Source organism: Thiorhodococcus drewsii AZ1 (genome assembly GCF_000224065.1).
Lineage (GTDB): Bacteria > Pseudomonadota > Gammaproteobacteria > Chromatiales > Chromatiaceae > Imhoffiella > Imhoffiella drewsii.
This window is the reverse complement of the sequence record NZ_AFWT01000018.1, coordinates 11,730-35,523: the sequence shown is the minus strand read 5'-3', so window position 1 is coordinate 35,523 and position 23,794 is coordinate 11,730. Positions and strand designations below refer to the sequence as shown.

The 23,794-nt window shown below is 62.3% G+C and carries 23 protein-coding genes; 4 read left to right on the top strand and 19 right to left on the bottom strand.

Annotation, left to right across the window (positions count from 1 at the left end; all coding sequences use genetic code 11):
- Positions 1-12: 12 nt before the first annotated feature.
- The 15 genes from THIDRDRAFT_RS13325 to surE all read right to left on the bottom strand — a co-directional run bounded on the left by THIDRDRAFT_RS13325 (position 13) and on the right by surE (position 12,959).
- Positions 13-237 (bottom strand): DUF2835 domain-containing protein, encoded by a 225-nt coding sequence (locus THIDRDRAFT_RS13325; protein WP_040844840.1) that lies wholly within the window; start codon positions 235-237, stop codon positions 13-15.
- A 206-nt stretch (positions 238-443) separates the two neighbouring features.
- Positions 444-737 carry a PilZ domain-containing protein gene (locus THIDRDRAFT_RS13320; protein WP_007041381.1) on the bottom strand — a complete coding sequence of 98 codons (294 nt, stop codon included), beginning with the start codon at positions 735-737 and terminating at the stop codon, positions 444-446.
- A gap of 135 nt (positions 738-872) precedes the next feature.
- Complete coding sequence (gene ccoS, locus THIDRDRAFT_RS13315; RefSeq protein WP_007041379.1) at positions 873-1,097, bottom strand: cbb3-type cytochrome oxidase assembly protein CcoS; 225 nt, start codon at positions 1,095-1,097, stop codon at positions 873-875.
- Positions 1,098-1,111: 14 nt separating this feature from the next.
- A complete protein-coding gene (locus tag THIDRDRAFT_RS13310) occupies positions 1,112-3,631 on the bottom strand; it encodes a heavy metal translocating P-type ATPase (RefSeq protein WP_007041378.1) in 2,520 nt (839 codons plus the stop codon).
- Positions 3,632-3,634: 3 nt separating this feature from the next.
- A complete protein-coding gene (locus THIDRDRAFT_RS13305) occupies positions 3,635-4,144 on the bottom strand; it encodes a FixH family protein (protein WP_007041377.1) in 510 nt (169 codons plus the stop codon).
- 38 nt (positions 4,145-4,182) lie between these two features.
- Entirely contained in the window at positions 4,183-5,607 is a 1,425-nt protein-coding gene (ccoG, locus tag THIDRDRAFT_RS13300) for a cytochrome c oxidase accessory protein CcoG (RefSeq protein ID WP_007041376.1), read from the bottom strand.
- Positions 5,608-5,739: 132 nt separating this feature from the next.
- Complete coding sequence (locus THIDRDRAFT_RS26385) at positions 5,740-5,886, bottom strand: hypothetical protein (RefSeq protein ID WP_173364692.1); 147 nt, start codon at positions 5,884-5,886, stop codon at positions 5,740-5,742.
- 106 nt (positions 5,887-5,992) lie between these two features.
- Positions 5,993-6,889 (bottom strand): cytochrome-c oxidase, cbb3-type subunit III, encoded by an 897-nt coding sequence (ccoP, locus tag THIDRDRAFT_RS13295; RefSeq protein WP_007041374.1) that lies wholly within the window; start codon positions 6,887-6,889, stop codon positions 5,993-5,995.
- Positions 6,876-7,091 carry a cbb3-type cytochrome c oxidase subunit 3 gene (locus THIDRDRAFT_RS13290; RefSeq protein ID WP_007041373.1) on the bottom strand — a complete coding sequence of 72 codons (216 nt, stop codon included), beginning with the start codon at positions 7,089-7,091 and terminating at the stop codon, positions 6,876-6,878. Before THIDRDRAFT_RS13290 ends, ccoP begins: the two co-directional genes overlap by 14 nt.
- Positions 7,084-7,830, bottom strand: a complete 747-nt coding sequence (gene ccoO, locus THIDRDRAFT_RS13285) for a cytochrome-c oxidase, cbb3-type subunit II (RefSeq protein ID WP_007041372.1) — start codon at positions 7,828-7,830, stop codon at positions 7,084-7,086. Before ccoO ends, THIDRDRAFT_RS13290 begins: the two co-directional genes overlap by 8 nt.
- Positions 7,831-7,849: 19 nt before the next feature.
- Positions 7,850-9,283 (bottom strand): cytochrome-c oxidase, cbb3-type subunit I, encoded by a 1,434-nt coding sequence (gene ccoN / locus THIDRDRAFT_RS13280; protein ID WP_007041371.1) that lies wholly within the window; start codon positions 9,281-9,283, stop codon positions 7,850-7,852.
- Positions 9,284-9,559: 276 nt separating this feature from the next.
- Positions 9,560-10,585 (bottom strand): RNA polymerase sigma factor RpoS, encoded by a 1,026-nt coding sequence (gene rpoS / locus THIDRDRAFT_RS13275; RefSeq protein ID WP_007041370.1) that lies wholly within the window; start codon positions 10,583-10,585, stop codon positions 9,560-9,562.
- Between the two features lie 30 nt (positions 10,586-10,615).
- Positions 10,616-11,488 (bottom strand): peptidoglycan DD-metalloendopeptidase family protein, encoded by an 873-nt coding sequence (locus THIDRDRAFT_RS13270; RefSeq protein ID WP_007041369.1) that lies wholly within the window; start codon positions 11,486-11,488, stop codon positions 10,616-10,618.
- A gap of 59 nt (positions 11,489-11,547) precedes the next feature.
- Complete coding sequence (locus THIDRDRAFT_RS13265; protein WP_007041368.1) at positions 11,548-12,234, bottom strand: protein-L-isoaspartate(D-aspartate) O-methyltransferase; 687 nt, start codon at positions 12,232-12,234, stop codon at positions 11,548-11,550.
- Positions 12,210-12,959, bottom strand: coding sequence for a 5'/3'-nucleotidase SurE (gene surE, locus THIDRDRAFT_RS13260; RefSeq protein ID WP_040844838.1), 750 nt, complete (start codon positions 12,957-12,959; stop codon positions 12,210-12,212). The genes THIDRDRAFT_RS13265 and surE overlap by 25 nt, the downstream gene beginning before the upstream one ends.
- 406 nt (positions 12,960-13,365) lie before the next feature.
- Here surE and THIDRDRAFT_RS13250 point away from each other — a divergent pair, with 406 nt between their 5' ends.
- From THIDRDRAFT_RS13250 to lgt, 3 genes are read left to right on the top strand one after another with little or no spacing between them, the layout of a single operon-like run.
- A complete protein-coding gene (locus THIDRDRAFT_RS13250) occupies positions 13,366-13,923 on the top strand; it encodes a Smr/MutS family protein (protein ID WP_007041366.1) in 558 nt (185 codons plus the stop codon).
- Positions 13,920-15,917 (top strand): glycoside hydrolase family 17 protein, encoded by a 1,998-nt coding sequence (locus THIDRDRAFT_RS13245; protein ID WP_007041365.1) that lies wholly within the window; start codon positions 13,920-13,922, stop codon positions 15,915-15,917. The genes THIDRDRAFT_RS13250 and THIDRDRAFT_RS13245 overlap by 4 nt, the downstream gene beginning before the upstream one ends.
- 14 nt (positions 15,918-15,931) lie before the next feature.
- The gene (lgt, locus tag THIDRDRAFT_RS13240; RefSeq protein ID WP_007041364.1) at positions 15,932-16,777 is read left to right on the top strand and encodes a prolipoprotein diacylglyceryl transferase; all 846 of its coding nucleotides are present in this window, start codon (positions 15,932-15,934) and stop codon (positions 16,775-16,777) included.
- A 176-nt stretch (positions 16,778-16,953) separates the two neighbouring features.
- On the opposite strand, the gene rpsT is transcribed toward lgt, so the two are convergent.
- Positions 16,954-17,217, bottom strand: coding sequence for a 30S ribosomal protein S20 (gene rpsT, locus THIDRDRAFT_RS13235; RefSeq protein WP_007041363.1), 264 nt, complete (start codon positions 17,215-17,217; stop codon positions 16,954-16,956).
- Positions 17,218-17,609: 392 nt separating this feature from the next.
- On the opposite strand from rpsT, the gene murJ reads away from it, so the two are divergent.
- A complete protein-coding gene (gene murJ / locus THIDRDRAFT_RS13230) occupies positions 17,610-19,157 on the top strand; it encodes a murein biosynthesis integral membrane protein MurJ (protein WP_007041362.1) in 1,548 nt (515 codons plus the stop codon).
- 41 nt (positions 19,158-19,198) lie between these two features.
- Here murJ and THIDRDRAFT_RS13225 read toward each other — a convergent pair whose 3' ends face one another.
- From THIDRDRAFT_RS13225 to THIDRDRAFT_RS13215, 3 genes are all read right to left on the bottom strand, one after another.
- Positions 19,199-21,214 (bottom strand): sensor domain-containing diguanylate cyclase, encoded by a 2,016-nt coding sequence (locus THIDRDRAFT_RS13225; protein WP_007041361.1) that lies wholly within the window; start codon positions 21,212-21,214, stop codon positions 19,199-19,201.
- A gap of 281 nt (positions 21,215-21,495) precedes the next feature.
- Entirely contained in the window at positions 21,496-22,458 is a 963-nt protein-coding gene (cbiB, locus tag THIDRDRAFT_RS13220) for an adenosylcobinamide-phosphate synthase CbiB (protein ID WP_007041360.1), read from the bottom strand.
- Positions 22,449-23,600, bottom strand: a complete 1,152-nt coding sequence (locus THIDRDRAFT_RS13215) for an adenosylcobinamide amidohydrolase (RefSeq protein ID WP_007041359.1) — start codon at positions 23,598-23,600, stop codon at positions 22,449-22,451. The genes cbiB and THIDRDRAFT_RS13215 overlap by 10 nt, the downstream gene beginning before the upstream one ends.
- Positions 23,601-23,794: the final 194 nt, after the last annotated feature.

Below are 23,794 nucleotides of genomic sequence, written 5' to 3'. Positions count from 1 at the left end.
AGCCGAACACACTCAGGGCGAGCGCCGTTCGATCGAAACCAATCGATGATTGTCGTCGACGGTTAGACAGAATTCGCCATGAATACCGTTGATCGAAACGAATTGGCGCAAATTCGATGCAGGGAACGAGAGGTTTCGCCCATCGTGGGACCGCACCACCACCCGACCAGCACTACCCTGGTAGTGACGCAGATATTCTGTGGGAGAGATTTGAAGTCTGAAGTAGAAGCGCTGCATGGATCGGGAAAGGCTGCATGAATCGAACCCGCCGACTCTCCGGGCATATAGGATGAACAGGATCGCGCCATGGAGCTTGGATCAATCCCAGCACAACCGGGCCAGGACGACAGGATTGCGCGAATTCGCACCGGAGGGACAAGACGAGCCTCCCATCCCACGATCGGCACGACGGGGTGGCTCGCCGAACAGGATCATAAGGCGGTTCAGTTGAGATCGTTGAGAAACTCGACACCCACCATATGCTGGGATTCTCCTTGACTGACCCGAGCGACTCGTGCCGGTCGCCGTAGAGGATCGATGCGCTCGCTCGGACTGCGGACCAGAATTTCCAGCTCTTCACCGGGATCGAGGATCTTGTCCGTATAGAAGGCGCAACCCGAGGCGCTCAGATTGATCAACTTGGCGGCGAGCACCTGCCCCGAGGTCAGTCGCGTGATCGAGACCTCGGTCTCGGTGACTAAACGCATGAAATCCCGACGTTCATCATCTAGTAGCATCTTCATCTCCCAGTGGGTTGGATTATAAGCCGCGCTATTGGATCCAGATCGACAGCATAACCTCGAACATACGCCATGCAAGGGTGTTCAATTCGACCTCCGCCCACGCCTCGGCGCAGGCCCAACCGAGAACGCTCATCGCCACGACGAAGCGTCCCGATCGGGCGTCGAATCCTGATCGGGCTCGGCATCCGGCACGCGACGCGGATCGACCTCGTCCTCGTCCTCGTCGAGCAAAATACGCCGCGCGTCGCCCTCAAGATCGTCGAACTGACCGCTGCGCGCCGCCCAGAACAGCACCGCCACCGCCGCCAGCCCCAGGAGCAGCATACCGGGAATCAACCCATAGATGACATCCATCATGCCTCCAACGATCAGCTCGAGTCAGCACGAATGCGCGCCGAGTTTCCGATCACGGCGAGCGAGCTCAAGGGCATGGACACCGCTGCGATCAGAGGGGTCACGATGCCGGCCATCGCCAATGGCACCATGATGACGTTATAAAGAATAGAAATACCGATGTTCTGACGAATGGTGCGCAAGGTGCGTCGCGCGAGCTCGACGGTCTCGATCACTCGATCGAGCTCGCTCGACATGAGCACGATGTCCGCACTGGCGATCGAGACATCGGTCCCGCTGCCCATGGCGATACCAACGTCGGCGCGCACCAAGGCCGGCGCATCGTTGACCCCATCTCCGATCATGGTAACCGCGTGCCCCTGGCGCTGCAGGTCTGCGACGACCGCATCCTTGTCCTCCGGCAACACCTGGGAGACCGCGATCATGCCGCCGAGCTGCGCCGCAACGCGCTCGGCGACCTCGCGCCGATCGCCAGTCAGCAGGATCGTCTTCAGACCCTTGTCGCGCATCCGCTCGATGAGTGCACGCGCGTCGGCGCGAAGCCTGTCCCTGATCCGCAAGCGCAAGACCTCCCGCCCGCCCAGCGCGCAATGGACCAGACCATCGACATCCGAATCCGCTTCGGATGCTGACGCAAGACCGACACCATTGCGCGCGAGCCATTCCCGGTTCCCGATCACCAGCCTCTCGTCCTCGACACGCCCCCGAATCCCCAGACCTGGCGCAACCTCCACATCCTCCACGCGAACGCCGGAGCAATCGATCTCGGCGCAGTCGCAGAAATCGCGAATGGCCCGTGCGACCGGATGCTCCGAAAGGTACTCCAGTGCGCCGCAACGAGCCAGAACGACTCGCTCGGACGCGCTCAAGCGGGCGACGACCGAGGCGTCCGCGCACCAGTCGCCATCGGGCCGCGACCAACCGACCAGTACCGGGCGTCCCTCGGTGAGGGTGCCCGTCTTGTCGAAGACGAAGTGACGGATCCCCGAGAGCCGTTCGAGCACGGCGCCATTCTTGATGAGAATGCCGCGCGCGGCGCCTCGACCCGAGGCCACGGCGACAGCCATGGGCGTCGCCATACCAAAGGCGCAAGGACAGCTGATGATGAGCACCGAGGTCGCGGCCATCAGGGCCTGCTCGACGTCCTTGCCGAACCAGAAAACGAAGGTGACAGCCGCAAGCGCCAATGTGACGGCGACGAACCAGGGCACCACCCGATCGGCCAGACGCTGAATAGGAGCGCGACTGGACTGCGCCTCCTCGACCAGCTGGATGATGCGTCCGAGCGCCGTCTCGCGCAGCAGGGCGGAAATACGGACCTCCAGCACCCCTGCCCCATTGATTGTCCCGGCGGCAACCCGGTCGCCAACCGATTTGGACACCGAGCGCGATTCACCGGTCAGCATGGATTCATCTATGCCACTGTGGCCGGAAACCACTTCCCCATCGACCGGGATCCGCTCTCCGGGCCGCACCAAAACCCGCTCTCCGAGTCCAAGCGAGCGGATCGGAACCACCTCCTCCTGTTCATCATCGAGGCGAGTCGCGACCTTGGGCTGCAGATCGAGCAAACGCTGGGTGGATGCGACCGCGCGCCGTCGCGAAATGGCCTCCAGATAACGCCCAACCAGAATCACGAACAGGAAATTCACGACCGTGTCCCAGTAGACGGCACCGATTTCGGAACCGCCGAGCGTCACGTAGAGCGAATAGCCATAGGTCGTACTGACCCCGATGGCGATCGGCAGATCCATACCGAGCCGTCCGTTCTTCAACCCCGACCAGGCCCCCTTGAAAAAGGGCGATCCAGAGTAGAGCAGTGTCGGTGTCGCCAGGATGAAGCCGATCCAGTGGAAGAGATCCCGGAACTCGCCGCGATCCGCTCCGCTATAGAGTGCGATCGAGATCCACAGCAGGTTCATCATGGCGAAACCGGCCCAGGCGAGACGGTACAAGAGCGCACGGTTCTCGCGACCGATGGCATCCTCGGCCGAGTCCGGATCGAAGGGGGTAGCGCGATAACCGATGTCGCCCAGACGACGCAGAATCCGTGACAATGGCAGACGCGCATTGTCCCAGCGCACGCGCAGACGCCGACCGGTCAGGTTGACCCGAGCCTCCTCGACGCCGGGCAATCCCTGCACACCCCGCTCGATCAGCCAAACGCAGGCAGCGCAGTGGATGCCTTCGACCAGCAGATTGATCTCGCGCCCCTCGCAAGAGACGTCGGTGAATTCCTCTTGAACGACGTCCAGGTCGAAGAGCGAGAGGTCCTTGGGCGGATCGGGTGGCGGCCCCAGCATCTCGCCATCCGGCGTGCGGCGATAGAAGCCTTCGAGCCCGGCCGCATGAATCGCCTCGCACACGGATTTGCAGCCGGAGCAGCAGAAATGGCGCTCATCCCCGGCGATACGCGCCCTTGCTCGGGTCTTCGGATCGAGCGGCAGACCGCAATGGTAACAGCGACCGGCCTCGACCGATGACGGGCTCGGCTGAAGCTCCGATTCGACCAAGACGACGGCCTGGTCCGACACGAATCAATGTCCGCCGACGTTCACGCGCTCGCTCAGGCTGTACTCGTCCTCACCGGATCGCACCGCGATCAGCGTGTCCCAGACCCCGATGAGCGGGAAATCGGCCAGCGCCACATAACGCCCCCGACCCTCACGGCTCATGGGCAGCATGAAGTCACGCGCCGCATCGGATGGACGATAGGCATAGAAGGTCACGGATTCCGGGTCCAGCGGCTGCCCCGCCTTGTCGACCAGGAAGAAACGGATGGCTTGCGGCTCGTCGACACGCAAATCGGCCGGGATATCGGACTGCATGGTCCAGTTGGGATTGCGCTCCCTGCGTGACAGGAGCGTCTTTTCGTAGTCCTGTCCGCGCTCGTAATAATCGGCGTTGACCAGTCCCGGGTTCGTCGCAAAGGCCAGATAGACCATCAGCAGATTAACGCCGAGCACCGTCACCAAAAGGCCGATCCAGCCAATGACCCAGGGGTTGCGGAAGGGAGTCGTGTCGGTCGACGGCGTATGGGTGGTCATGGGAGCCCCCTGAATGGGTGGGAATCGATGGACGAGAATCAGCGATTCGGACCGATGAAGACGCTCTCGCGTTCGGTCTCGATCGTCTGTCCGGAAGGAAGTCGCGTCTCGGCATGGAAAACGATGGGCTGCTGCACCTCCGCCAAGTCCCGGCGCGGAATTTTGACGAACAGCCTGGCCGGCGTGACGTTTCCGGGATCGGCCATGACCGGCGTGTCTGCGCCCACGAGTGTCATCTGATCATGACCCGATACGCTGATGGTGACCGCAATCGGCTCAGGAGTCTTGTTGAGCACCTTGAGCGTGTAGGCATTCTGGATCGAACCGTCGCTCTGCAGCACAAAAAGCGGCGCGCGCTCATGCAGCACCTTGAGCTCGATGGGTGCGAGCGAGGTCAAACCATAAAGAATCCCGCCAAGCGCCAGCGCCAGAATGCCGGAATAGACCCAGACCCGCGCCCGAAGCAGCAGGGGTTTGGTCGAATGCCCCTCCAACTCGTCGAGCGAGGTATAACGGATCAGGCCGCGCGGACGCCCGACCTTGTCCATGACGTGATTGCAGGCATCGATACAGAGCGCACAGGTGATGCACCCCTCCTGCTGCCCCTGTCGAATGTCGATCCCCGTCGGACAGACCGCAACGCACTGGTTGCAATCGACGCAATCCCCAATGGCCTTTGCCTCTTCGGCGCGCCGGACCCGTCCCCTCGGCTCCCCGCGCTGCTCGTCGTAGGCGGGAACAATGGTCGTCCTATCGAGCATCACCCCCTGGATGCGCGCATAGGGACAGAGCCAAAAACAGGTCTGCTCGCGCAGAAAGCCCGCCAACACGTAGGTTCCAGCGGTGAAAAGCGCCACCGTGGCATAGGCCGCGCCATTCGCCTCGCCGACGAAAAAGGTTCGCCAGAGCACGAAGGCGTCGGTGAACCAGGCGACGAAACTGAAGCCGGTCAGAAAGCCGATGAGGATCCAAAGGCCATGCTTGATCGCCTTGATCCGCAGCTTGCCGAGGGTCATCGGCGCCTTGTCGAGCGTGCGCCGAGCCACAGGAGACCCTTCAAGGCGCTCCTCGATCCAGGTAAACACATCCGTCCACACCGTCTGGAAGCAGAAAAAGCCGCACCAAGCCCGCCCAACCAAGGCGGTGACGACCGCGAGCAGGATCGCAAAGAAGAGCAACAACAGCGACAGCATCCAGAAGTCCTGAGGCAGGACCGTCGTGGAAAAGAGGTGGTATTGCCGATTCGGGATGTCGAACAGCACGGCCTGTTGGCCGTTCCAGCGCAGATAGGGACCAAGGAAGTAGATCAACCACACCGAGGCCATGAGCCATTTGAAGCGACGCCAGGGTCCCGAAAGACGCTTGGCATGGATCGTCTCTCCGCCGGCGTTGACATGCCAATCGTCCGCCTCGCGATAGAGCGCGTCGACAACGGACGGGGGGGAGGCATCTTGGTTACGCATCGACTTGAACTGCTCCACTGCTGGATCAACGGGTTCAGACAGACCTGACTCTCAAACCGTACGGGGACAAAAAAAGGGGGATTCGAGCATCCCCCCAGCGACACCATGAGTCGTTTCGGATCTCGCCTCGAATCATCCGTCTTGGTCGCGATGAGAATCCGCGTCGCGATTCATCAACTCGACGACCTTGAAGCCGAGGAAGACAACGATCCCGATGGCCACCAAGACACCCGCAATGGACATTAGGGTCACCAGGTCCCAAGTCAAGAATCCGCCCATCATCTCCCCTCCTCGCGCATGCTGTCATGCCGAACCCTGTCGAGCTGGGGCGAGCGATGAGCCGCCCCACGACGAAACGAGATCAATACAGCTCAACCGCCGGAAATCATTGTCCCCCACCGAGTTCATGGACATAAACGACGAGCTTTTTGATTTCCTCATCGGTGAGCTTGCCGGCGTCGGCGAACGCAGGCATCACCGCATTGCGGGTCTCGGGTACCCCATGCTGATTCACACCATATAGGATGGTGTGCTTGGCACTCTCGAAGCCGCCCGGCTCGAAGCGCCAGATACCATCGGTGAGATTGGCGGCGCCCACGGTGACCACATCGCCATTGGGCAACTCGGCCAAGACGCCGTTCGCCGTCTGGCCATGACAGGCGGTACAGCCCTTGGTCTTGAACAAGGCCCATCCCGCTTCGCTACCGCCCTTCCCGGCAGTCTCGTTCATCTGCACCACCCAGTGGGCAAGCGTATCCACCTCCTCCGGTTTAAGGATGTTCTGATGCGCCGTCATCGCACCCTGACGACCTCCGCTGATGGTCTGGGCGATCTTGGTTGTGGTACCGCCATAGAGCCAATCGTCGTCGGCAAGCACCGGATAGCCCGGATTGCCCTGCCCACCGCTGCCATGGCAGGCAGAACAGTTGTCGCCGAAGAGCACCTTGGCCGAGGCCAGGGTATATTGGGTCAGACCGGGATCGGCGATGATCTCGTCGGCGGTCATGCCCTGGATCTTGTCCTCGAACTCGGCACGCTTGGCCGCGACCTGCTCCAGGCCCCGCTTGTACTCCTTCATCTGAGTCCAGCCCAGAATGCCCTGCGTCGGCTCCTGCCCGACCGGCCAGGAAGGGTAGAGGACGGTGTAACCGACGACCCAGAGAATCGAGGCCCAGAGCCCGATCATCCACCAGCGCGGAGGCAAGTTCTTGAGCTCGCGCAGATTGTCGTCCCAGACGTGCCCCGTGTTGTTTTCGCCCGGAAAGGGATTATGGTCCGCCATCGTTGTCTCCGTTGTTCTCGCGGTCCTCGTCGAACAGGATGTGCTTCTTGGATTCGAGCCGCTCCCGATTCTTCGGACGAAAGACCTGAAAATAGGCCACGAGCATGAGCAGGAAGATAACAACCGTCAGAATGGTGCCGACCCAGTCGTTGAGCGTCATCGCCTGCCAGTCGGTTTCGAAGTAGCTAACCAGACTATTCACGGTAGGCCTTCGAATCATCGAGCTTGACCATGGTGCCCAAGACTTGGAGATAGGCGACGAGCGCGTCCATCTCGGTCTTGCCGTCGAGCAAGGCCGGAGCGGCCTCGATGTCGGCATCGGCGTAAGGCACACCAACCAGACGCAGCCCCTTCATATGGCGCCTGATACTCTTTCCATTGACGTAAGAGTGATCGAGCCACGGATAGCCCGGCATCACGGATTCCGGAACCAGCGCACGTGGGTCACGGAGATGTTGGCGGTGCCATTCGTCCGAATATTTGCCACCGACCCGCGCCAGATCAGGCCCCGTGCGCTTGGAGCCCCATTGGAACGGATGGTCGAATAGCGATTCGGAGGCGAGCGAATAATGGCCATAGCGCTCCTTCTCGTCGCGGAAGGGGCGAATCATCTGCGAGTGACAGAGATAGCAGCCCTCGCGCTGAAAGATGTCGCGCCCGGCCAGTTCCACCGCCGTATAGGGGCGCACACCATCCCCCGTTTGCCAGTTCCATTGGGTCTTTCCCGCCTCATCGATTGCAACGATCGGCTCCTTGCCGGACTTGCCCCAGACGATCTCGGGGAACTTGGTGTGCTCCAAGGTGTTCTTCATGAAGAAGAGCGGCACGATCTCGACCAGCCCACCGATGGAGAGCACGAACCCGAGAACGATCAAAAGGGCCCAGATGTTGACTTCCATCCATTCCTGGAAAGACTTTGGCTTCACCTTTGCGTCAGACATGGCTACGACTCCTTGCGGATCAGGCGGCGACAGGAACGGCTCGGGCCTTGTCCAGGCTGCCCGAAACGACGGATTTACGGATGGTCATGAGCACGTTGAAGAGCATCACGACGGCGCCCAGCAAGAAGATCATTCCGCCGATCGCGCGCATCGCATAGTAGGGATGCATGGCGTCAACCGATTCGACGAAGGTGTAAGCCAGGGTGCCGTATTCGTCATAGGCCCGCCACATGAGACCCTGCATGATCCCCGACACCCACATGGCCACGATGTAGATAACGGTACCGATGGTCGCGGTCCAAAAATGGAAATTGATGAGTCGCACCGAGAACATCTCTGTGTGATAGAGACGCGTCATCAGATGATAGATGGCACCGATCGAAATGCCGGCTACCCAGCCCAAGGCACCCGAATGGACGTGACCGATTGTCCAGTCCGTGTAATGCGACAGCGCGTTGACGGTCTTGAGCGCCATGACCGGTCCCTCGAAGGTCGACATGGCGTAGAAGGCCAAGGCGATGATGAGGAAGCGCAGCACATAGTCGGTGCGCAGGCGGTCCCAGGCCCCGGACAGCGTCATCATACCGTTCACCGCACCGCCCCAGGAGGGGATGATCATGGCAATGGAGACGGCCGCCCCGAGCGAACCGGTCCAGTCAGGAAGCGCGGTGTACTGAAGATGGTGCGCACCGAGCCAGACATAACCGAACATGAGCGCCCAGAAATGGATGACCGACAGACGATAGGAATAGATGGGGCGCCCCGCCTGCTTGGGCACGAAGTAATACATGATTCCCAGGAAGCCGGCGGTCAGGTAGAAGCCAACCGCGTTGTGTCCCCACCACCACTGGATCATGGCGTCCTGCACACCGGAGAAGATCGAATAGGACTTAAAGAGTCCGACCGGAATCGCAAGGCTATTGACGACGTGCAGATAGACGATCATCACCATCATCCCGAGGAAGAACCAATTCGACACATAGATGTGCGAGGTCTTACGGATGGCGATGGTCATGATGAAATTGATGGTGAAGGAAAGCCAGACGACCGCGATCAGGATGTCGATCGGCCACTCCAACTCGGCGTATTCCTTGGACTGGGTGAGTCCGAACGGAAGCGTCAGCACCGCGAGAACGATGACCGCGTTCCAGCCCCAGAAGGTGAAGCGCGCCCATTTGTCGCTCCACAGCCGTACCCCACAGGTCCGCTGCACGGTGTAGAAGGCAGTCGCCATGAGGGTACAGCCGCCGAAGGCGAAGATGACGGCATTGGTATGGACTGGGCGCAGACGCCCGAAGGAGATGTAAGGGCTATCGAAATTCAGGAACGGCCAGGCCAGCTCCGACGCGATGTAGACCCCGACCGCCGCGCCCACCACCAGGTAGACCACGGCCATCACAGTGAACCAGCGTACAATCTCGAAATTGTACTTCTGCTCCAGACTGGCTTGCATAGACCCCTCCCAAGGAAACACGGGGAAACGACGACGTTTTCGAGGCCATCCAGCCGCAAGACTGCATGCCTCGGTCCTTGGGCTCCGAGGAGCCCATATCACGGGAACCCTGACACAGCGTCAACACCAAGCGCGTTACAGGCACTCTTTCGATGCGGACTATTGACACAGCCGTCCCTAACCGAGGACGAACACCACATCAGCGGGAAATATCGGATATGTGCAGACTACTTGAGCGAGATCAAGTCAGGCATCGTCAAAGACAGAGCCGATCGCTCACTTGAAGAACGAATCGACCGAAAACCCCTCTTTTTCCAGGATATCGCGCAAGCGTCTCAACGCATCCATTTGGATCTGACGCACACGCTCGCGGGTGACGCCGAGTTCCTGAGCCACGCTTTCGAGCGTCGAGTATTCGTAGCCGTGCAGGCCGAAACGCCGCTCGACGACCTCGCGCTGCTTGCCATTCAGCTTACCCAACCAATGCTCGAGGTTGGTTTGAATGTCGTTGTCCTGAATGCGGTCCGAGGGATCGTTGGCCGCCTCGTCCTGCAGCATATCGACGAGAGGTTTGTCGGCGTCCTTGCTGTAAGGCGTATCGACCGAGGCAATGCGCTCGTTCAGTCCGAGCATTCGCTTGACGTCACTGATCGGCTTATCGAGCAGACCCGCGATATCCTCGGTCGTGGGCTCGTGATCGAGTTGCTGGGCAAGCTTGCGCGCGGCCTTGAGATAGACGTTGATTTCCTTGACGACATGGATGGGCAGACGAACCGTGCGCGTCTGATTCATGATGGCCCGCTCGATGGTCTGGCGGATCCACCAGGTAGCGTAGGTCGAGAAACGGAAACCGCGCTCCGGATCGAACTTCTCCACCGCCCGAATCAGGCCCAGGTTGCCCTCCTCGATCAGATCGAGCAGCGGCAACCCGCGGTTGAGATAGCGCCGCGCAATCTTCACGACCAGCCGCAGATTGCTGACGATCATGCGCTGACGGGCGGCATTGTCGCCCGACTGTGCCAGACGAGAGAAGTAGACCTCCTCCTCGGCGCTCAGAAGCTTGGATTCACCGATCTCATTGAGATAGAGACGTGTCGCGTCGAAATCGCTCTCGCCAGAGGCATACCGCTCGGTCGGAATCTCGCTCTCATCCTTGTCATCGACCGGCTCGCTGCTCGCCGAATCGACCTCCTCGGCATCCTCCGTCTCGATCGGATCCGAGTCCTCGCGAAGCAAGAGCAAAGACTCGCTGTCGATCTCTGCCGAACGTTCGTTGACCTCGCGATCTTTAGCGATGGGCATAATCCCTCTCTCTCCATTATGCCGGTCAGCTCAGTCGCGCTGCGGCAGGTAGAGTACGGGGTCGACAGCCGTTCCATTGCGGCGAACCTCAAAGTGCAACAGGTATTGACCCTCGGCCCCCTGTCCAACCTCTGCCACCGCCTGCCCACGTTTGACGCGATCCCCCTCCACCACCAGCAGCCGGCGATTGAAGCCATAGGCGCTCAAATACTTATCGTTATGTTTGATGATGATAAGGTTGCCATAACCCTTGAGTCCACCACCGCTATAGGCCACTTGGCCGTCCGCCGAAGCCCGTACGACATCCCCAGGAGAGCCGCCGATACGGATTCCCGAATGCGTGCGATCACCCTCCCTGAAGGTCTGAACCAAGGGGCCATTCAGCGGCCAGAACCAGTCCACTCCCGAAGGGGCGCGACGACTTCCGGCACCTTCGCGGCCGGCGCGTTTCTTGGTCCGACTCAGCCCTTGAGAAGACACCGATCGACGAGATGTCGACGGTGTTGGCGTCGCCCTCGACGCAACAGTGGACGCCGGACGACGCGCGGGCGTCTTTCCAGGAGGCGCAGTTCTCAGCAGGGTGTCCGCATAAATGGTGTACGGAGGCTTTAGACGATTCCACTTCGCAAGCCTGCGCGAGCTGATCCCAAGCCGCTCCGCGACCACGCTCAAACTGTCGCCTCGCCGCACGAGATAGAAACCATCCGGCGCCGGCCCCTCCCAGTTCCAGCCGTAGACCGGAGCCGGCCTGTTGGAGGCGCAGCCCTCGACGACGAGCACGGCCACCAGCATTGATACAACGGCCAATACAGCAATCCAACCACGGCTTGTCCACCAAGATGGGGGCCGAAACGGTCGGAACAAGATCGAATCGAGCGTCGAATCCAGGTCTTTCTCCAGCATGCCTTCTCCCGCATGACAGGCGCTCACCGGGCGGCGCGCAATTCGCCCGCATCACACCATCAAGCGACCCCGGTCAACAAGGGAACGAAACTGACCGAATCCAATATCTCTTGCTCGAACCCATCGGCGCCACGAACCACCCGCACCAGCATCTGCTGCCCCCCCTCACCGACCGGCATCACCATCGCCCCTCCGGGCGCGAGCTGTTCGGCGAGCATCCGGGGAACGCCGCGCGGCGCGGCCGTCACCATGATTCCCTGAAAGGGTGCGTACTCGCGCCAACCCTCGGCCCCGTCGCCATGGCGAAAACGGATGTTGCGCATCTTGAGACTTCCGAGCCGCTGCTGGGCGCGTTCGAGCAGCTCGCACACCCGTTCGACGCTGTAGACCCGCCGCACCAGAGACGCAAGCACCGCCGTCTGAAAACCGGACCCGGTTCCAACCTCCAGCACCGTATCCGGTCGACAGTGCTCGAACAGCGCCTGCGTCATGAGCGCAACCGTATAGGGCTGCGAGATGGTCTGGCCGCGACCGATCGGCAGGGCCGAATCTTCGTAGGCGCGACTGGCCAATGCCTCGTCGACGAACAGATGACGCGGCAGATGGCGCATCACCTGCAGGACCTCTTGCGACTGGATTCCGGCATCCGATAGACGTTGAATCAGACGCTCACGCGTACGACGCGAGGTCATGCCGATTCCCGAGTCGACCGGATCCGCCATCAATTGCATGTTGCCAGCCAGCATCCAAGCGATTCGAGCGCGGAGTGTCGCGTCAGATCCACCTGCAGGGGCGTGATGGAGACGTATCCGTTGCGAATGGCATGGAAATCGGTATCCGGTCCCGCGTCTTGCTCGGGGCCGGCGGGTCCGACCCAATAGATGGCCCGGCCCCTAGGATCCTGAGCAGCGATCACCGGCTCAGCCTTGTGCCGATGGCCGAGTCGAGTCGCCTTGAATCCCGCGAGTTCGGCATAGGGGCAATCCGGCACGTTCACATTCAGGATGATGCTCGATTCGAGCGGCGACTCGCGCAGTCGCGACACCAATTCGACGGCCACGCGCGCTGCCGTTTCCAAATAGAGCGGCTCGTAGGCCGCGATCGACACGGCTATCGAGGGCAAACCCAGAAAGCGACCCTCGGTCGCCGCCGCAACCGTACCCGAATAAAGCACATCGTCGCCCAGATTGGGACCATGATTGATGCCCGAAACCACGATATCCGGGTCGGACTCGGCCAAACCGGTGAGCGCCAGATGCACACAGTCGGTCGGGGTCCCATCGACACGGATATAGCCATTGGCCATGCGCTTGGCCCGCAGCGGAAACTCCAGGGTGAGCGAATTGCTGGCGCCGCTTCGGTCGCGTTCGGGCGCCACGACCAGCACCTCACCCAATTGACCGAGCGCGTCGGCGAGGGCAATCAATCCTGGCGACTGATAGCCATCGTCGTTGCTGACGAGGATCTTCATGAAGTTACGGTTGCCCCTTGTGGCTAGCGCTTGGATCGCTGAAGACATACGGGTGACCCGGGGAGCCGAGCACATCCTGATCCGATGACAGGGATGCCGGGAACCGGCCACCCCGATCACCGCGACGGTGAAGCACTGAGATCATACCCAAAAGCATGGCGACCGACACCCTCGCCGCGACACTCGGAGCCCAGCCCGCGAGCCGCCCATCAAACCCAGACGCCCGCGCGCCCTGAAACGCGGCATCGCCCCCCGATTGAACCTCGATCACCCGAGGGCGTCTTATGCGAAAACGCCCACGACTCGACGAGCGGCACAGGACTCAAGACCCGATACAGGCTGATATACTGGCCGCCACGCGCGCCCTGCCCCCGCCATCACCCGAGCCTCCATCTCGCACCAGGACATGAAGAAACAGATCCAAGAATCCGAGCTGGAATTGTTTCTCGGTGAGATGCAGGATGTCTCGCGCCTGACGCTGGAAACCGCCGAGCCTTACCGCCAGAAGCCGCCACCCCGGCCACGTCCGCGCGAGCCCGCGCTTCCCGACGAGGATGGCGTCGCCGGCCTGTCGGAATCGGAGATCGAGACGCCCGAGTATCTGCTGTTCGCGCGGCCCGGAATTCAGCGACGCCTGCTCGCCGACCTTCAACGCGGCGCGATCGAGGTCGGTCTGGAAGTCGACATGCACGGCCTCCAGTCCGAGCACGCCCGACAGCTGCTCGGCGAATTTCTGGCCGAATGCCGGCACCGCCGCGTGCGCTGCGCACGGATCATCCACGGCAAGGGACATCGGTCTTCGGGTCGTCAACCCGTGCTCAAGGGCAAAATCAACTACTGGCTGCGGCTCTACGACCAGGTGCTGGCCTTCTGCTCGACGCCCCAGCGCGACGGCGGCACCGGTGCCGTCTATGTGTTGTTACGCAACCCCGACAAAGGCAACAAGGGAGCAGGCCGCCGATGACAGCAGTCTTCGCGCAACCGAGGGTCGCAGCCGCCAGGCATCGCGGCATCGCCGTTCTGCTCGCCTGGATCGGATGCATCACCCCAGCCTGGGCGGAAACGCCGCGAATGGGTCTCGCCTATCAGCCCTATGTCGGCCAATGGAGTCAGACCCCGGATAATCCCTACGCCAGCAATCGCTTCTATACGCCCTCCTTCAACACCTATGTCGGGGGCCTCTCGATCGCCGATCCAGCGCACGCCTTCCTGCGCGCCGAGCAGCAGATCGACCTCTATTTCGCCCAAAACGGTCGACTCAGATCCGTCGAGGCCAGCGGTCGGCTCGACTTCGACCCGACGGCATTGGAGGATGCCACCGACGCCCAATGGAGCCGCACCCTCTTCCGCTTTTTCGACGGGCAGAAACCCGGACCGGCACAAGAGATCGACAATCAGGCATCGGTCTTTCGCCAGCTCAGCTATCTGGTCGAAGCCGCCCAAGACTCACCGCTCAAGCTGGCAACCTACGGAGCTGGCTTTCAACCCGGCTACTGGCGCGAACTCGACGGCGAAGGCTATGCCACGCTTCCGGTCTGGACCGATAACCGGGTGCGCTTCCACCCTGGCGACGGCGGCCCAACGACAACCAATCGCTCGATCGACGCACTCCATTTCCATTTCCCGCCGACCGCCGTCTATGTGAAACCGGACCCGAGCCGAATCCTGATCCAAACCCAGGGCGAACCGGGGCGCGATCTGAAACTCGATACGGTTCATCTCCGACTGTTCGCGCCAGCTCGCAAACAAGACCCGGGCGCTAGACTCAACCCAGGCTTCTTCGCCGGAGATGCCAACGGCCAGATCGCCCTGGCGGCGGCCGAGATCAACGCCCGTGCCGGCAAACGCCTCCTGACCATCGAGCAAGGCGTCGAGAACGCCGCCGTCTACGGCACGCTGATCAACGACCGCATGCGTTTCGCCATCCTCTCTGCGCTCGCCCAGGCCAAGGTTGCCAACGACCGCTTCCCCGGCACGGTCACCCACCTCATCGTCAGCAACGAATACGCCACCATCGCCGCGAAGACGCCCGGTCAGCCGACCCCGACCGAGCAGATCACCGAGATGGTGCGCTTCGCCAAGGCTCGGATGGCACCCGGCGGCGAGTTCGCCGGCCTCGGGCTCAGAGTCGGGGTCCGCGGCAACCAGTTTCGCGCGCTGGATCCAAGGTCAACCGATCCGGCGATTCAGCAATTCACGCGCGACGTCAAGAATCTCCTCGCGGAAGTGGACTTTCTGATGGAAAACATCTACCCCAGCCCCGAGGCACTGGACATCGCCGCGCGAACCGGCAATTGGGACGCCTTCTTCGCCCCCAAGACGGGTGAACTCGACATCCAGTGGACGCGCCTGACACACACCCTCTCGGAGCTCGCCGACGGCCGTTCCATCGAACTCATGATCGGAGAGATCGGCCAGCCCACCGATGGCATCCCATTCAACCTCTCGGGACAGAAAAACCTGAGGACGCCAGCAGCCGGATCGGCCACCGCCCAACTCTCGGCTCATATCGACCGGGACGCGCGACGCCTGACACCAGAGGGTTTCGCCATCATGCGCCGCTACTGCAACCCCGAATTGACGACGGCCTTCCTCACGGATGCGTTCGCCTGGTCGCGGAAGAATGGCGTCCAGATCCATATCTTCGAGGCCTTCGACGAACCCTACAAATTCGGCCAGAATATTCCGCTCCCCGGCCTGAGCGACACCGAGTCGCTGCTCAGCTCCCAAGGCAATCAGGGTGCCGAGGGCTTCTACGGACTCTTTGGCTACACAGGCGTCGCCAGTTTCCAGACCCAGACGACTCGGACCACGATTCTCCCCGGCTCCACCCTGCGCGCGCCCCTTGGGAAGGGGCAGCAGTGGGCGGGGCAATTCTCAGGACGCCTCTATTCCAAGCTCCCCGAGTTCGACTTTGCAGAAACGGCCGCCGCGTTCAAACCTATCATCTCCCACTGATACCATCCGCAACCATGCTGACCTATCCCGACATCGACCCCATTGCGCTCGCCATTGGCCCACTCAAGGTCCATTGGTACGGCCTTATGTATCTCATCGGCTTCGCCACGGCCTGGGGGCTCGGGCGCTGGCGCATCGGCCGCATGGGCGCCCCCTGGAACGCGGACAAACTTGACGACCTCATCTTCTATTGCATTCTGGGCACCATCGCTGGCGGACGCCTGGGCTACATGCTCTTCTACGGCTTCGATCAGATCCTCGCCAACCCGCTCAACATCCTCAAGGTCTGGGAAGGCGGCATGTCATTCCACGGCGGGCTGATCGGCGTCCTGGTGGCCATGTTCCTCTTCGCCCGACGCCAGGGGATGCGCTTCTTCCAGGTCGCGGACTTCCTGGCGCCACTGGTCCCGCCCGGTCTGTTCGCCGGACGCATCGGCAACTTCATCAACGGAGAACTCTGGGGACACCGCACCGAGATGCCCTGGGGAATGCGACTGCCCTGCGAGCACTTCCCCGGACAATGCCTGGACCAGCCTCCCGGCACCCTCTTGAGCCCGGCCGTGCACGCCTCACAGCTCTATGAGGCGACGCTGGAAGGGCTGGTACTGTTCGCGATCCTGTGGGGTTTCTCGCACAAGCCCCGCCCCATGATGGCGGTCTCGGGCCTCTTTCTGACCTGCTACGGCAGCTTCCGCTTTCTGTTGGAATTCGTGCGCACGCCGGACGCCCACATCGGCTATCTCGCCTTCGACTGGCTCACCATGGGACAGATTCTCTCGACCCCCATGATCCTCTGCGGACTGCTGCTGTTGGGGCTCGCTTACCGCCCGCGCTCCAGCCACAAGACGCAACCCATATGATCATGAGGCGGAATCGGTGAATGATCCGATTTCCGCTCGCCGCCCTGAACCGACACCTCGGATTCCATCGATCTTACAGGCACAAAAAAACCGGCTTTAAGCCGGTTTTTTTGTTTTTCAGGAAGCTCTACGGTCCCTATTGGGTCACTGCAAAATTCTTCCCGAAAACCGCCGTATCAGGCCATCGTCTTGATGTGCGCGTTCAGACGGCTCTTGTGACGAGCGGCCTTATTTGCGTGAATCACACCCTTGCGGGCGGCGCGATCAATCTGAGGCACAGCCTCCTTGAAGGCTTGGATAGCGGCATCCTTGTCTTGCGCCCGGATCGCCTTGACCACCTTCTTGATGAAGGTGCGCAACGCGCTACGCTGCGCCATGTTACGCTGACGACGAACTTCTGCCTGACGCGCGCGCTTACGGGCTTGTGGTGAATTGGCCAAGTGGGTCTCCTGAGAATCCGGCTGCTTGAATCTGCGTGGTAAATTCGAGACCGCCCATTTTTCATGATCCCCCCATAGCTGTCAACCCCTTATCGCACCCAAAGCCCCCTCATAACACAGCCCGCACCACCGTCCGTCGGACCACTCGCTCCGCGACACGGATCGAGACCTAACATCGGCCACATCATCGGTCGCGCGCCAACGGAAGCGGATATCCGCGCGGACTTGCCGAACCCAAGCGTCCACCTCCGACGCACCGCATGGCAGACGTCGACAGCTTCGGTGCATCGACGATAGGGTGCCGCCCTAGACACGCCCTGCGCGAGACGCTTGCCAACCGCCGCACTGGGGTACCCGAGGCCCTATAATCGCGCCTTTTTCGGAGCCGCCGCGTGGCCTCACTCGCCGCATCGCTCGCCAAGGTTGGCAGCAGCACACTGATTTCGCGCATCCTGGGATTCACCCGCGACCTGATCTTGGCCCGGCTCTTCGGGGCCGATGCCGCAACCGACGCCTTCTTCGTCGCCTTCAGAATCCCCAACTTCATGCGCCGTCTCTTCGCCGAGGGCGCCTTCTCCATGGCCTTCGTCCCCGTGCTCAACGAATACCGCCAACAGCGCGGATTCACCGCGCTCAAGGGATTCGTCGACGACATGGCCGGCACACTCGGCGCCGGACTGGCGTTCATCACCCTGCTCGGCGTCCTGGGCGCACCCGTGCTGGTGCTGGTGTTCGCCCCGGGATTCGCCCCGGACGCCGGCCAGCGCGAACTGACCGTCGAGATGCTGCGGATCACCTTCCCCTATCTGCTGTTCATTTCGCTGACGGCGCTCGCGGGCGGCATCCTCAACACCTACGAGCGCTTCGGCGTTCCCGCCCTCACCCCGGTCATCCTCAACATCAGCCTCATCGGCTGCGCCATCTGGCTCGCCCCGCATCTGGAGCAGCCGATCGTCGCGCTGGCGCTGGGCGTACTGATCGCCGGCATCGCCCAGCTCGCCGTTCAGCTACCCTTCCTGCGTCAGCTCGGACTGCTGCCACGACCGCGCTTCAACGCCCGCGACCCAGGCGTCAGGCGCGTCATCCGCACCATGGGACCGGCCATTTTCGGGGTCTCGGTCGCCCAGATCAGCCTGCTGCTCGATACCCTGCTGGCCTCGCTGCTGGCCACCGGCAGCATCTCCTGGCTCTACTATTCCGACCGCCTGATGGAGTTTCCGCTCGGCATCCTCGCCGTCGCCCTCGGGACCGTCATCCTGCCGCGACTGTCGCAACGCCATGCCGACAAGGATCCTGCCGATTTCTCGGCGACGCTCGACTGGGCGCTGCGCTGGGTCCTGCTGCTGGGATTGCCGGCTGCCATCGGTCTACTGGTGCTCTCGGGCCCGCTCATGGCCACGCTCTTCCATTCGTCCGAGTTCGATGCCCATGATGTCGTCATGGCCAGCCACAGCCTCATGGCCTACGCGCCCGGAATCGTCGGTTTCATGGCGATCAAGGTCCTGGCACCCGGCTACTATGCCCGCCACGACACCCGCGCGCCGGTGCGAATCGCCGCCATCGCGCTGGCGGTGGACATCGGCGTCAGCCTGGCCCTCATGTATCCGCTTGGGCATGCCGGCCTCGCCATCGGCACCACGGTCGCGGCCACGGTCAACGCCGGCTTGCTACTCCAGGGGCTCATGAGATCGCGAATCCTATGGCCGCGCCCCGAATGGCCGGCCCTGCTGTTCAAGGGAGCGCTCGCGAGTCTCGTCATGGGACTCACGCTCATCCTCGGCACGGGCACGACCGCCGACTGGATCGCGATGGACAACTGGACGCGGATCGCACATCTCTTCGTCTGGATTCTCGCCGGCGGCATGCTCTACGCGATCGCCCTACTGGCGCTCGGAATTCGTCCGGCACATCTGAAGCCCGATTCGGGTTCGAACGCCTGACGGTGCAGTTCAACGGCCCGTTTTAGGACAGAGGCTCCGGCTCAGGCAGGGGAAACAGCAGAAGAATCGCCCAGTATCCAAGCCGGCACGACCCGATTACGTCCATCTGACTTGGCGCGATAGAGTGCGCGGTCGGCGGTGCCCACGACCTGAGCCGGATCTGCGCCCCTGCCGTCACAGAGCGCGACGCCAACGCTCACGGTCAGAGGATGTCCAGGGAAACGTTCGAGAAGCAGCTGGCCGCGCTGCTCGACCCCCGCCCGGATGCGCTCGGCATAGCTCAAGGCACCAGGAGCATCGCAATCGACCAGGACGAAAAGAAACTCCTCGCCGCCATAGCGACCGATGAAATCCCTCGGACGCGTCATGCCACGCAGACTGTCGGCCACGATACGCAGGACATCGTCCCCAGCCAGGTGCCCGAAGGTGTCGTTGAAGCCCTTGAAACGATCCACATCCACCAGCCCCACAGCAAAACGAAGACCGGACTCGGTCGACTGGCGAAACACCTGATCCAGGAACCGATCGATGGCCGCGCGGTTGGAAAGACGGGTCAGCGCGTCGATCTCGGCCCTGGCCCGCTCCAGGGCGAAAACGCGACTGCGATCCAGGGCAATCCCCAACTCGCTGGCAACGCGCTGAACCTCCAGTAACAATCCAACGTCGAAAGACGAGGCTCCAGGGCCATTGACCAACCAGAGAACCCCCAGCAGACGACCGTTATTCAGGACGGGGACGGCGGCGGCCACAGTCACCCCGAGTGCAGCCAACACGACGTCGTTCTCGGCCGACGGACCGACGAGCGTCGGTCGACGCTCACGAAGACAGCGCACCAGGTCGCCGGACAATGTGTCGATCGGAAGCTCAAGACGCAACCGAGAGTAGGCACCGGGCGCGATTTCGGGCCAGGTATGGGTCGCCACCAGACTGCGTCGTTTGGGCTCGATCTGCATCATCAGCAGAGATCCGATCCCGAACTCCTCCCGCAACGCCTCCAGGGTGCTGGGAATGAACTCGTCCGGATCCAAACTGTGATGCGGCAGGGTGTAACTCGCCCGCAGCTCGGATCGCGCTTGGCCGATCTCTAGCGGCGCGGTCCGACGCAGACTGATGGCCGTGCCGACCATCCTTGCGCGCAACTGCATCGAAGTCGGGAATTCCAGACCGTAGAAGCCGCCGATCTCGGTGATCTCGGCGTCGGCCGCCTCCAGCAAGGTCGCGAGATCGATCTGATCCAGAGGCACCAGATCCAATACGTCCGAGGCCAGTGGTGGACCGCTCAAGGTATCGACCGAGCCAATACCCTGAGTCCAGGCGATGAAATCGGCCATGGCCACGATCGCCACCTCCCGGGCCGCCTCCTGGGTCGGGGCTTCGGAAAGGTCGGGCGCGTGATGCATGGCCTGAACGCGACAGACCATCTCCGGCAGCCCCCAGCGCTCGCACACCAGGGCTCCGACCAGATCGTGCGAGACGCCGAAGAAGGTGCGCTCGTCCTCGATCGTCGGATTGCCGCTATTGACGGACGCGGTCAGGAAATCGCTATATCGGATGCGCCCCTGGGATTCGAGGATCGCCTTGCCAAGATCGTGCAGCAGACCGGCCGCATAGAGCGAATCCGGATCCGGATGACCGAGCCACTCGCCCAGACCCCGGCTGAGAATGGCGACCAGCAGGCTATGCTGCCAGAAGAAGAGCCGATCGAACGCGCCCTTGCCGCCACGCCTCACCATACTGTCGAAGAAGAGCACCTGGACGGCCGCCCGACGCACGGCGGAGAGCCCCAAGAGCGTGACGGCGCGATGGATCGATTGGATATTGCGCGGAAAACCGTAATAGGCCGAGTTGACGATCTTCAGCACCTTTGCGGCCAGTGCCGGCTCGGTCTCGATCAGGTGCGCGATAATCGAAACGTCGCCACCCTCGTCCCGCGTCAGACGCAACAGCTTGACGGCAGCGGCAGGGGCCGGAGGAAGGTCCTCGACATCGTCCCGCAAGGCCGCGCGAACCGCTGCTGCTGTATCTCTCGGATCGTCCAATCCCTGTGGCCCCGTCATGCAATCGAATCGCGATTGATCCGTTGCCTAGAGTGTGATTTACGGAGGTGGTTCAGTCGATCGCCGCGTTCCCTATCCTGCCTAATCCTGACGTCTTCGGCGTCGACAAACCGTGAAGCAGCTCAAAGATCATTCAGCCGCGTGCCTAGACGTTATAACCAGCCCGACTCGGAACGTCGAGTGTACCGTCGGGTCATTTCCGCAGCCCTCCGAGACAAGCGGGATGACTGCAAAATCCCCAGACCAGGTTGCGCGCACACTGTTCTGAAGGGTACCGGTTTTCACCCGATGATCGAATGCAGGGTTGCCAGCCCGAACCCAAACGCCAGCGCCAACAGCGAGCTGATCAGAATGAGCCACAGCGCTTGGCGCAGATGGCCAGCGTCGAGGTCGGCAGGCCAGTCCGGGTCACCGATATAGAGATCGACGACCAAGCGACCACCAACATGAATGGGACCGATGAGCCGCACTCGCAATGCGCCTGCGAAGGCGGCCTCGCTCCAGCCGGAGTTAGGGCTGGGCAGCAGTGCGTGGTAACGCAACGCGGCGCTGAAGACGAGACCGGGGTGCAAACGCATCAATGCCGACGCGAGCGCGATCAAGGGGACCGACAGTCGGGCCGGCAGCCAGTGCGCCAGGTCGTCCGAGCGCGCCCCGGCCCACCCGAAGCGGCCATAGCGCGCGTCCTTGAAGCCGACCATCGAGTCCAGATTCGAGACCGCCTTGACCAGGATGAGTCCAGGCAGGCCGAACAGACAGAGCGCCCACAACGGCGTCAGGACCGCATCGGTCAGATTCTCGGACAGGCTCTCGATGGTGGCGCGAACGACCCCGTCGCGCCCAAGCCGATCCGTATCCCGCCCCACCAGCATCGAGACCGCATGCCGCGCGCGCTCCAGATCCGGCAGCGCCTTCAGCACCCGCCAACCATGAACCAGCAGATCGTGCAGGCACAGCAGACTGTAGGCCAGGAACAGATCCCAGCACCAAGCCAGCCAGGGATGCATCCAGCCAAGCCCTTCGCGCACGGCCCACCAGACACCCAGCGCACCGCCGACCACCATCAGCCAATGCAGCACACCGCCAAACCGGCCGTTCAAACCCAGCCCGAACAGCCCGCGCTCGCAGACCAGGCTCCAGGCACCCAAGAGCCGAATCGGGTGAAATCGATAGACGGGATCCCCGAAGATCAGATCTAAAACGAAGGCCGCCAGAACCAGGGCCAGATGCGCGCTCAGATCCATTTATGGGCAAACCCGATCACCACGGCCAGCGCCGCCAGATCGGCGGGCTCCAGGGCATACCGATGGCGCAGCAGGTCGCGAAACTCGGCGAACCGCTCGGGCGCCACCGCGACCGCCGCCGCCAGCAGCGCGGCCTGGTTGAGAATGGACTCGCGCGCGACCTCGCGATGCAGCACCCCAGCGCGCGTGAGATCCATGATCTCGGCCAAACCATAGGCCGCCGCCGCGCTCTGCGGATCGTGGATGATGGCGAGCAGGTTGCGCTCGAACAGAAGCGCCGTCTCTGGACCCAACTCGGCGCGGGCGCGTTCGCACAGGGCCATTTCGTGACACCCGTGCCGACCCAGCGCGCTACAGAGCGAACGGCGCAACTCGGCACAGACACCGTTCTGGAGCAGCAAACAACGCGTCACGGCATCGTGGGTGGCGCGCCCGAGCAATTCGCCCAGCGTATTGTGACCGCCGGCCCAATGGCGCTCCCAGTCGTCGTCGCGTGCCAAAGGGGCAGCGATGGCGATCTGGTCGGTTCCGGTCCCGGTCGCGAGCCCGGGCGACTGGATGCTCGGCATGCGCAGGTCCAGCACGGCCGTGCTCTTACCCTCGGTGACCAGCGTCGCAGCTCGCACCAGACAGGCCGGGGTACAGGGCTGGCTGATAAAGACCAGGGTCACGATGGTGCCAGAACCGCGCTCGCCCGGAGAGACGTCCGAGTCAGGCGCAGGCTCCAACGGTCGACTGCCCTCTGGGTACTCGTGCCAGCCGGCGGGGTCGCCGGCACGCGTCGCGTTGCTCAGCACCCCGGCCGTCGCTGCTACCGTCACGCTCAGATCGGCATATTCGGCGTGCCCAAGCACTGCGCACTGCATATTGGCGGCGGTCGCCATCAGCGCCGTGGTCGCAGACGGAAGCGCGACTTCGGCACAGGCGCGGACATGAACCGCCTCGCAACTCAGATCGGTTCCGGTCGGCACTAGATGGCCGACACCCTCGCAACTCTGATGATTGGCGACGTGGGTCAGATCCTCGCGCACACCGCCGTTGACGCGACAGGTGCTGAGCACACGATGCGGACGCTTGAAATCAGCGTAGAGATAGCGTCCCTGCCGACGCAGGGCATAGCGGTCGGTGTCTTCGAGCAACATAACTGGCCTCGATCGTGAAGGCGGACGGATCCGAAAGTGGCCGCCATCGACGAGCGGACGGATTCCAAGGGTGTCGCCTCAGGTTAAGGCAACAGGCCGGCGAGTCGCAATCGACACCCCGGAACCCCGTAGCCTGGGTACAGCGCTACGAAACCCAGGAAACACCGCACAAACCCACCTCACGGACAAGGATA

Excerpts from the sequence above, each read along its gene's own strand:
- THIDRDRAFT_RS13325 (WP_040844840.1), bottom strand. The coding sequence starts at position 237 with ATGCAGCGCTTCTACTTCAGACTTCAAATCTCTCCCACAGAATATCTG.
- THIDRDRAFT_RS13320 (WP_007041381.1), bottom strand. The coding sequence starts at position 737 with ATGCTACTAGATGATGAACGTCGGGATTTCATGCGTTTAGTCACCGAG.
- ccoS (WP_007041379.1), bottom strand. The coding sequence starts at position 1,097 with ATGGATGTCATCTATGGGTTGATTCCCGGTATGCTGCTCCTGGGGCTG.
- THIDRDRAFT_RS13305 (WP_007041377.1), bottom strand. The coding sequence starts at position 4,144 with ATGACCACCCATACGCCGTCGACCGACACGACTCCCTTCCGCAACCCC.
- ccoG (WP_007041376.1), bottom strand. The coding sequence starts at position 5,607 with ATGCGTAACCAAGATGCCTCCCCCCCGTCCGTTGTCGACGCGCTCTAT.
- THIDRDRAFT_RS26385 (WP_173364692.1), bottom strand. The coding sequence starts at position 5,886 with ATGGGCGGATTCTTGACTTGGGACCTGGTGACCCTAATGTCCATTGCG.
- ccoP (WP_007041374.1), bottom strand. The coding sequence starts at position 6,889 with ATGGCGGACCATAATCCCTTTCCGGGCGAAAACAACACGGGGCACGTC.
- ccoO (WP_007041372.1), bottom strand. The coding sequence starts at position 7,830 with ATGTCTGACGCAAAGGTGAAGCCAAAGTCTTTCCAGGAATGGATGGAA.
- ccoN (WP_007041371.1), bottom strand. The coding sequence starts at position 9,283 with ATGCAAGCCAGTCTGGAGCAGAAGTACAATTTCGAGATTGTACGCTGG.
- rpoS (WP_007041370.1), bottom strand. The coding sequence starts at position 10,585 with ATGCCCATCGCTAAAGATCGCGAGGTCAACGAACGTTCGGCAGAGATC.
- THIDRDRAFT_RS13270 (WP_007041369.1), bottom strand. The coding sequence starts at position 11,488 with ATGCTGGAGAAAGACCTGGATTCGACGCTCGATTCGATCTTGTTCCGA.
- THIDRDRAFT_RS13265 (WP_007041368.1), bottom strand. The coding sequence starts at position 12,234 with ATGCTGGCTGGCAACATGCAATTGATGGCGGATCCGGTCGACTCGGGA.
- surE (WP_040844838.1), bottom strand. The coding sequence starts at position 12,959 with ATGAAGATCCTCGTCAGCAACGACGATGGCTATCAGTCGCCAGGATTG.
- THIDRDRAFT_RS13250 (WP_007041366.1), top strand. The coding sequence starts at position 13,366 with ATGAAGAAACAGATCCAAGAATCCGAGCTGGAATTGTTTCTCGGTGAG.
- THIDRDRAFT_RS13245 (WP_007041365.1), top strand. The coding sequence starts at position 13,920 with ATGACAGCAGTCTTCGCGCAACCGAGGGTCGCAGCCGCCAGGCATCGC.
- lgt (WP_007041364.1), top strand. The coding sequence starts at position 15,932 with ATGCTGACCTATCCCGACATCGACCCCATTGCGCTCGCCATTGGCCCA.
- THIDRDRAFT_RS13225 (WP_007041361.1), bottom strand. The coding sequence starts at position 21,214 with ATGACGGGGCCACAGGGATTGGACGATCCGAGAGATACAGCAGCAGCG.
- cbiB (WP_007041360.1), bottom strand. The coding sequence starts at position 22,458 with ATGGATCTGAGCGCGCATCTGGCCCTGGTTCTGGCGGCCTTCGTTTTA.
- THIDRDRAFT_RS13215 (WP_007041359.1), bottom strand. The coding sequence starts at position 23,600 with ATGTTGCTCGAAGACACCGACCGCTATGCCCTGCGTCGGCAGGGACGC.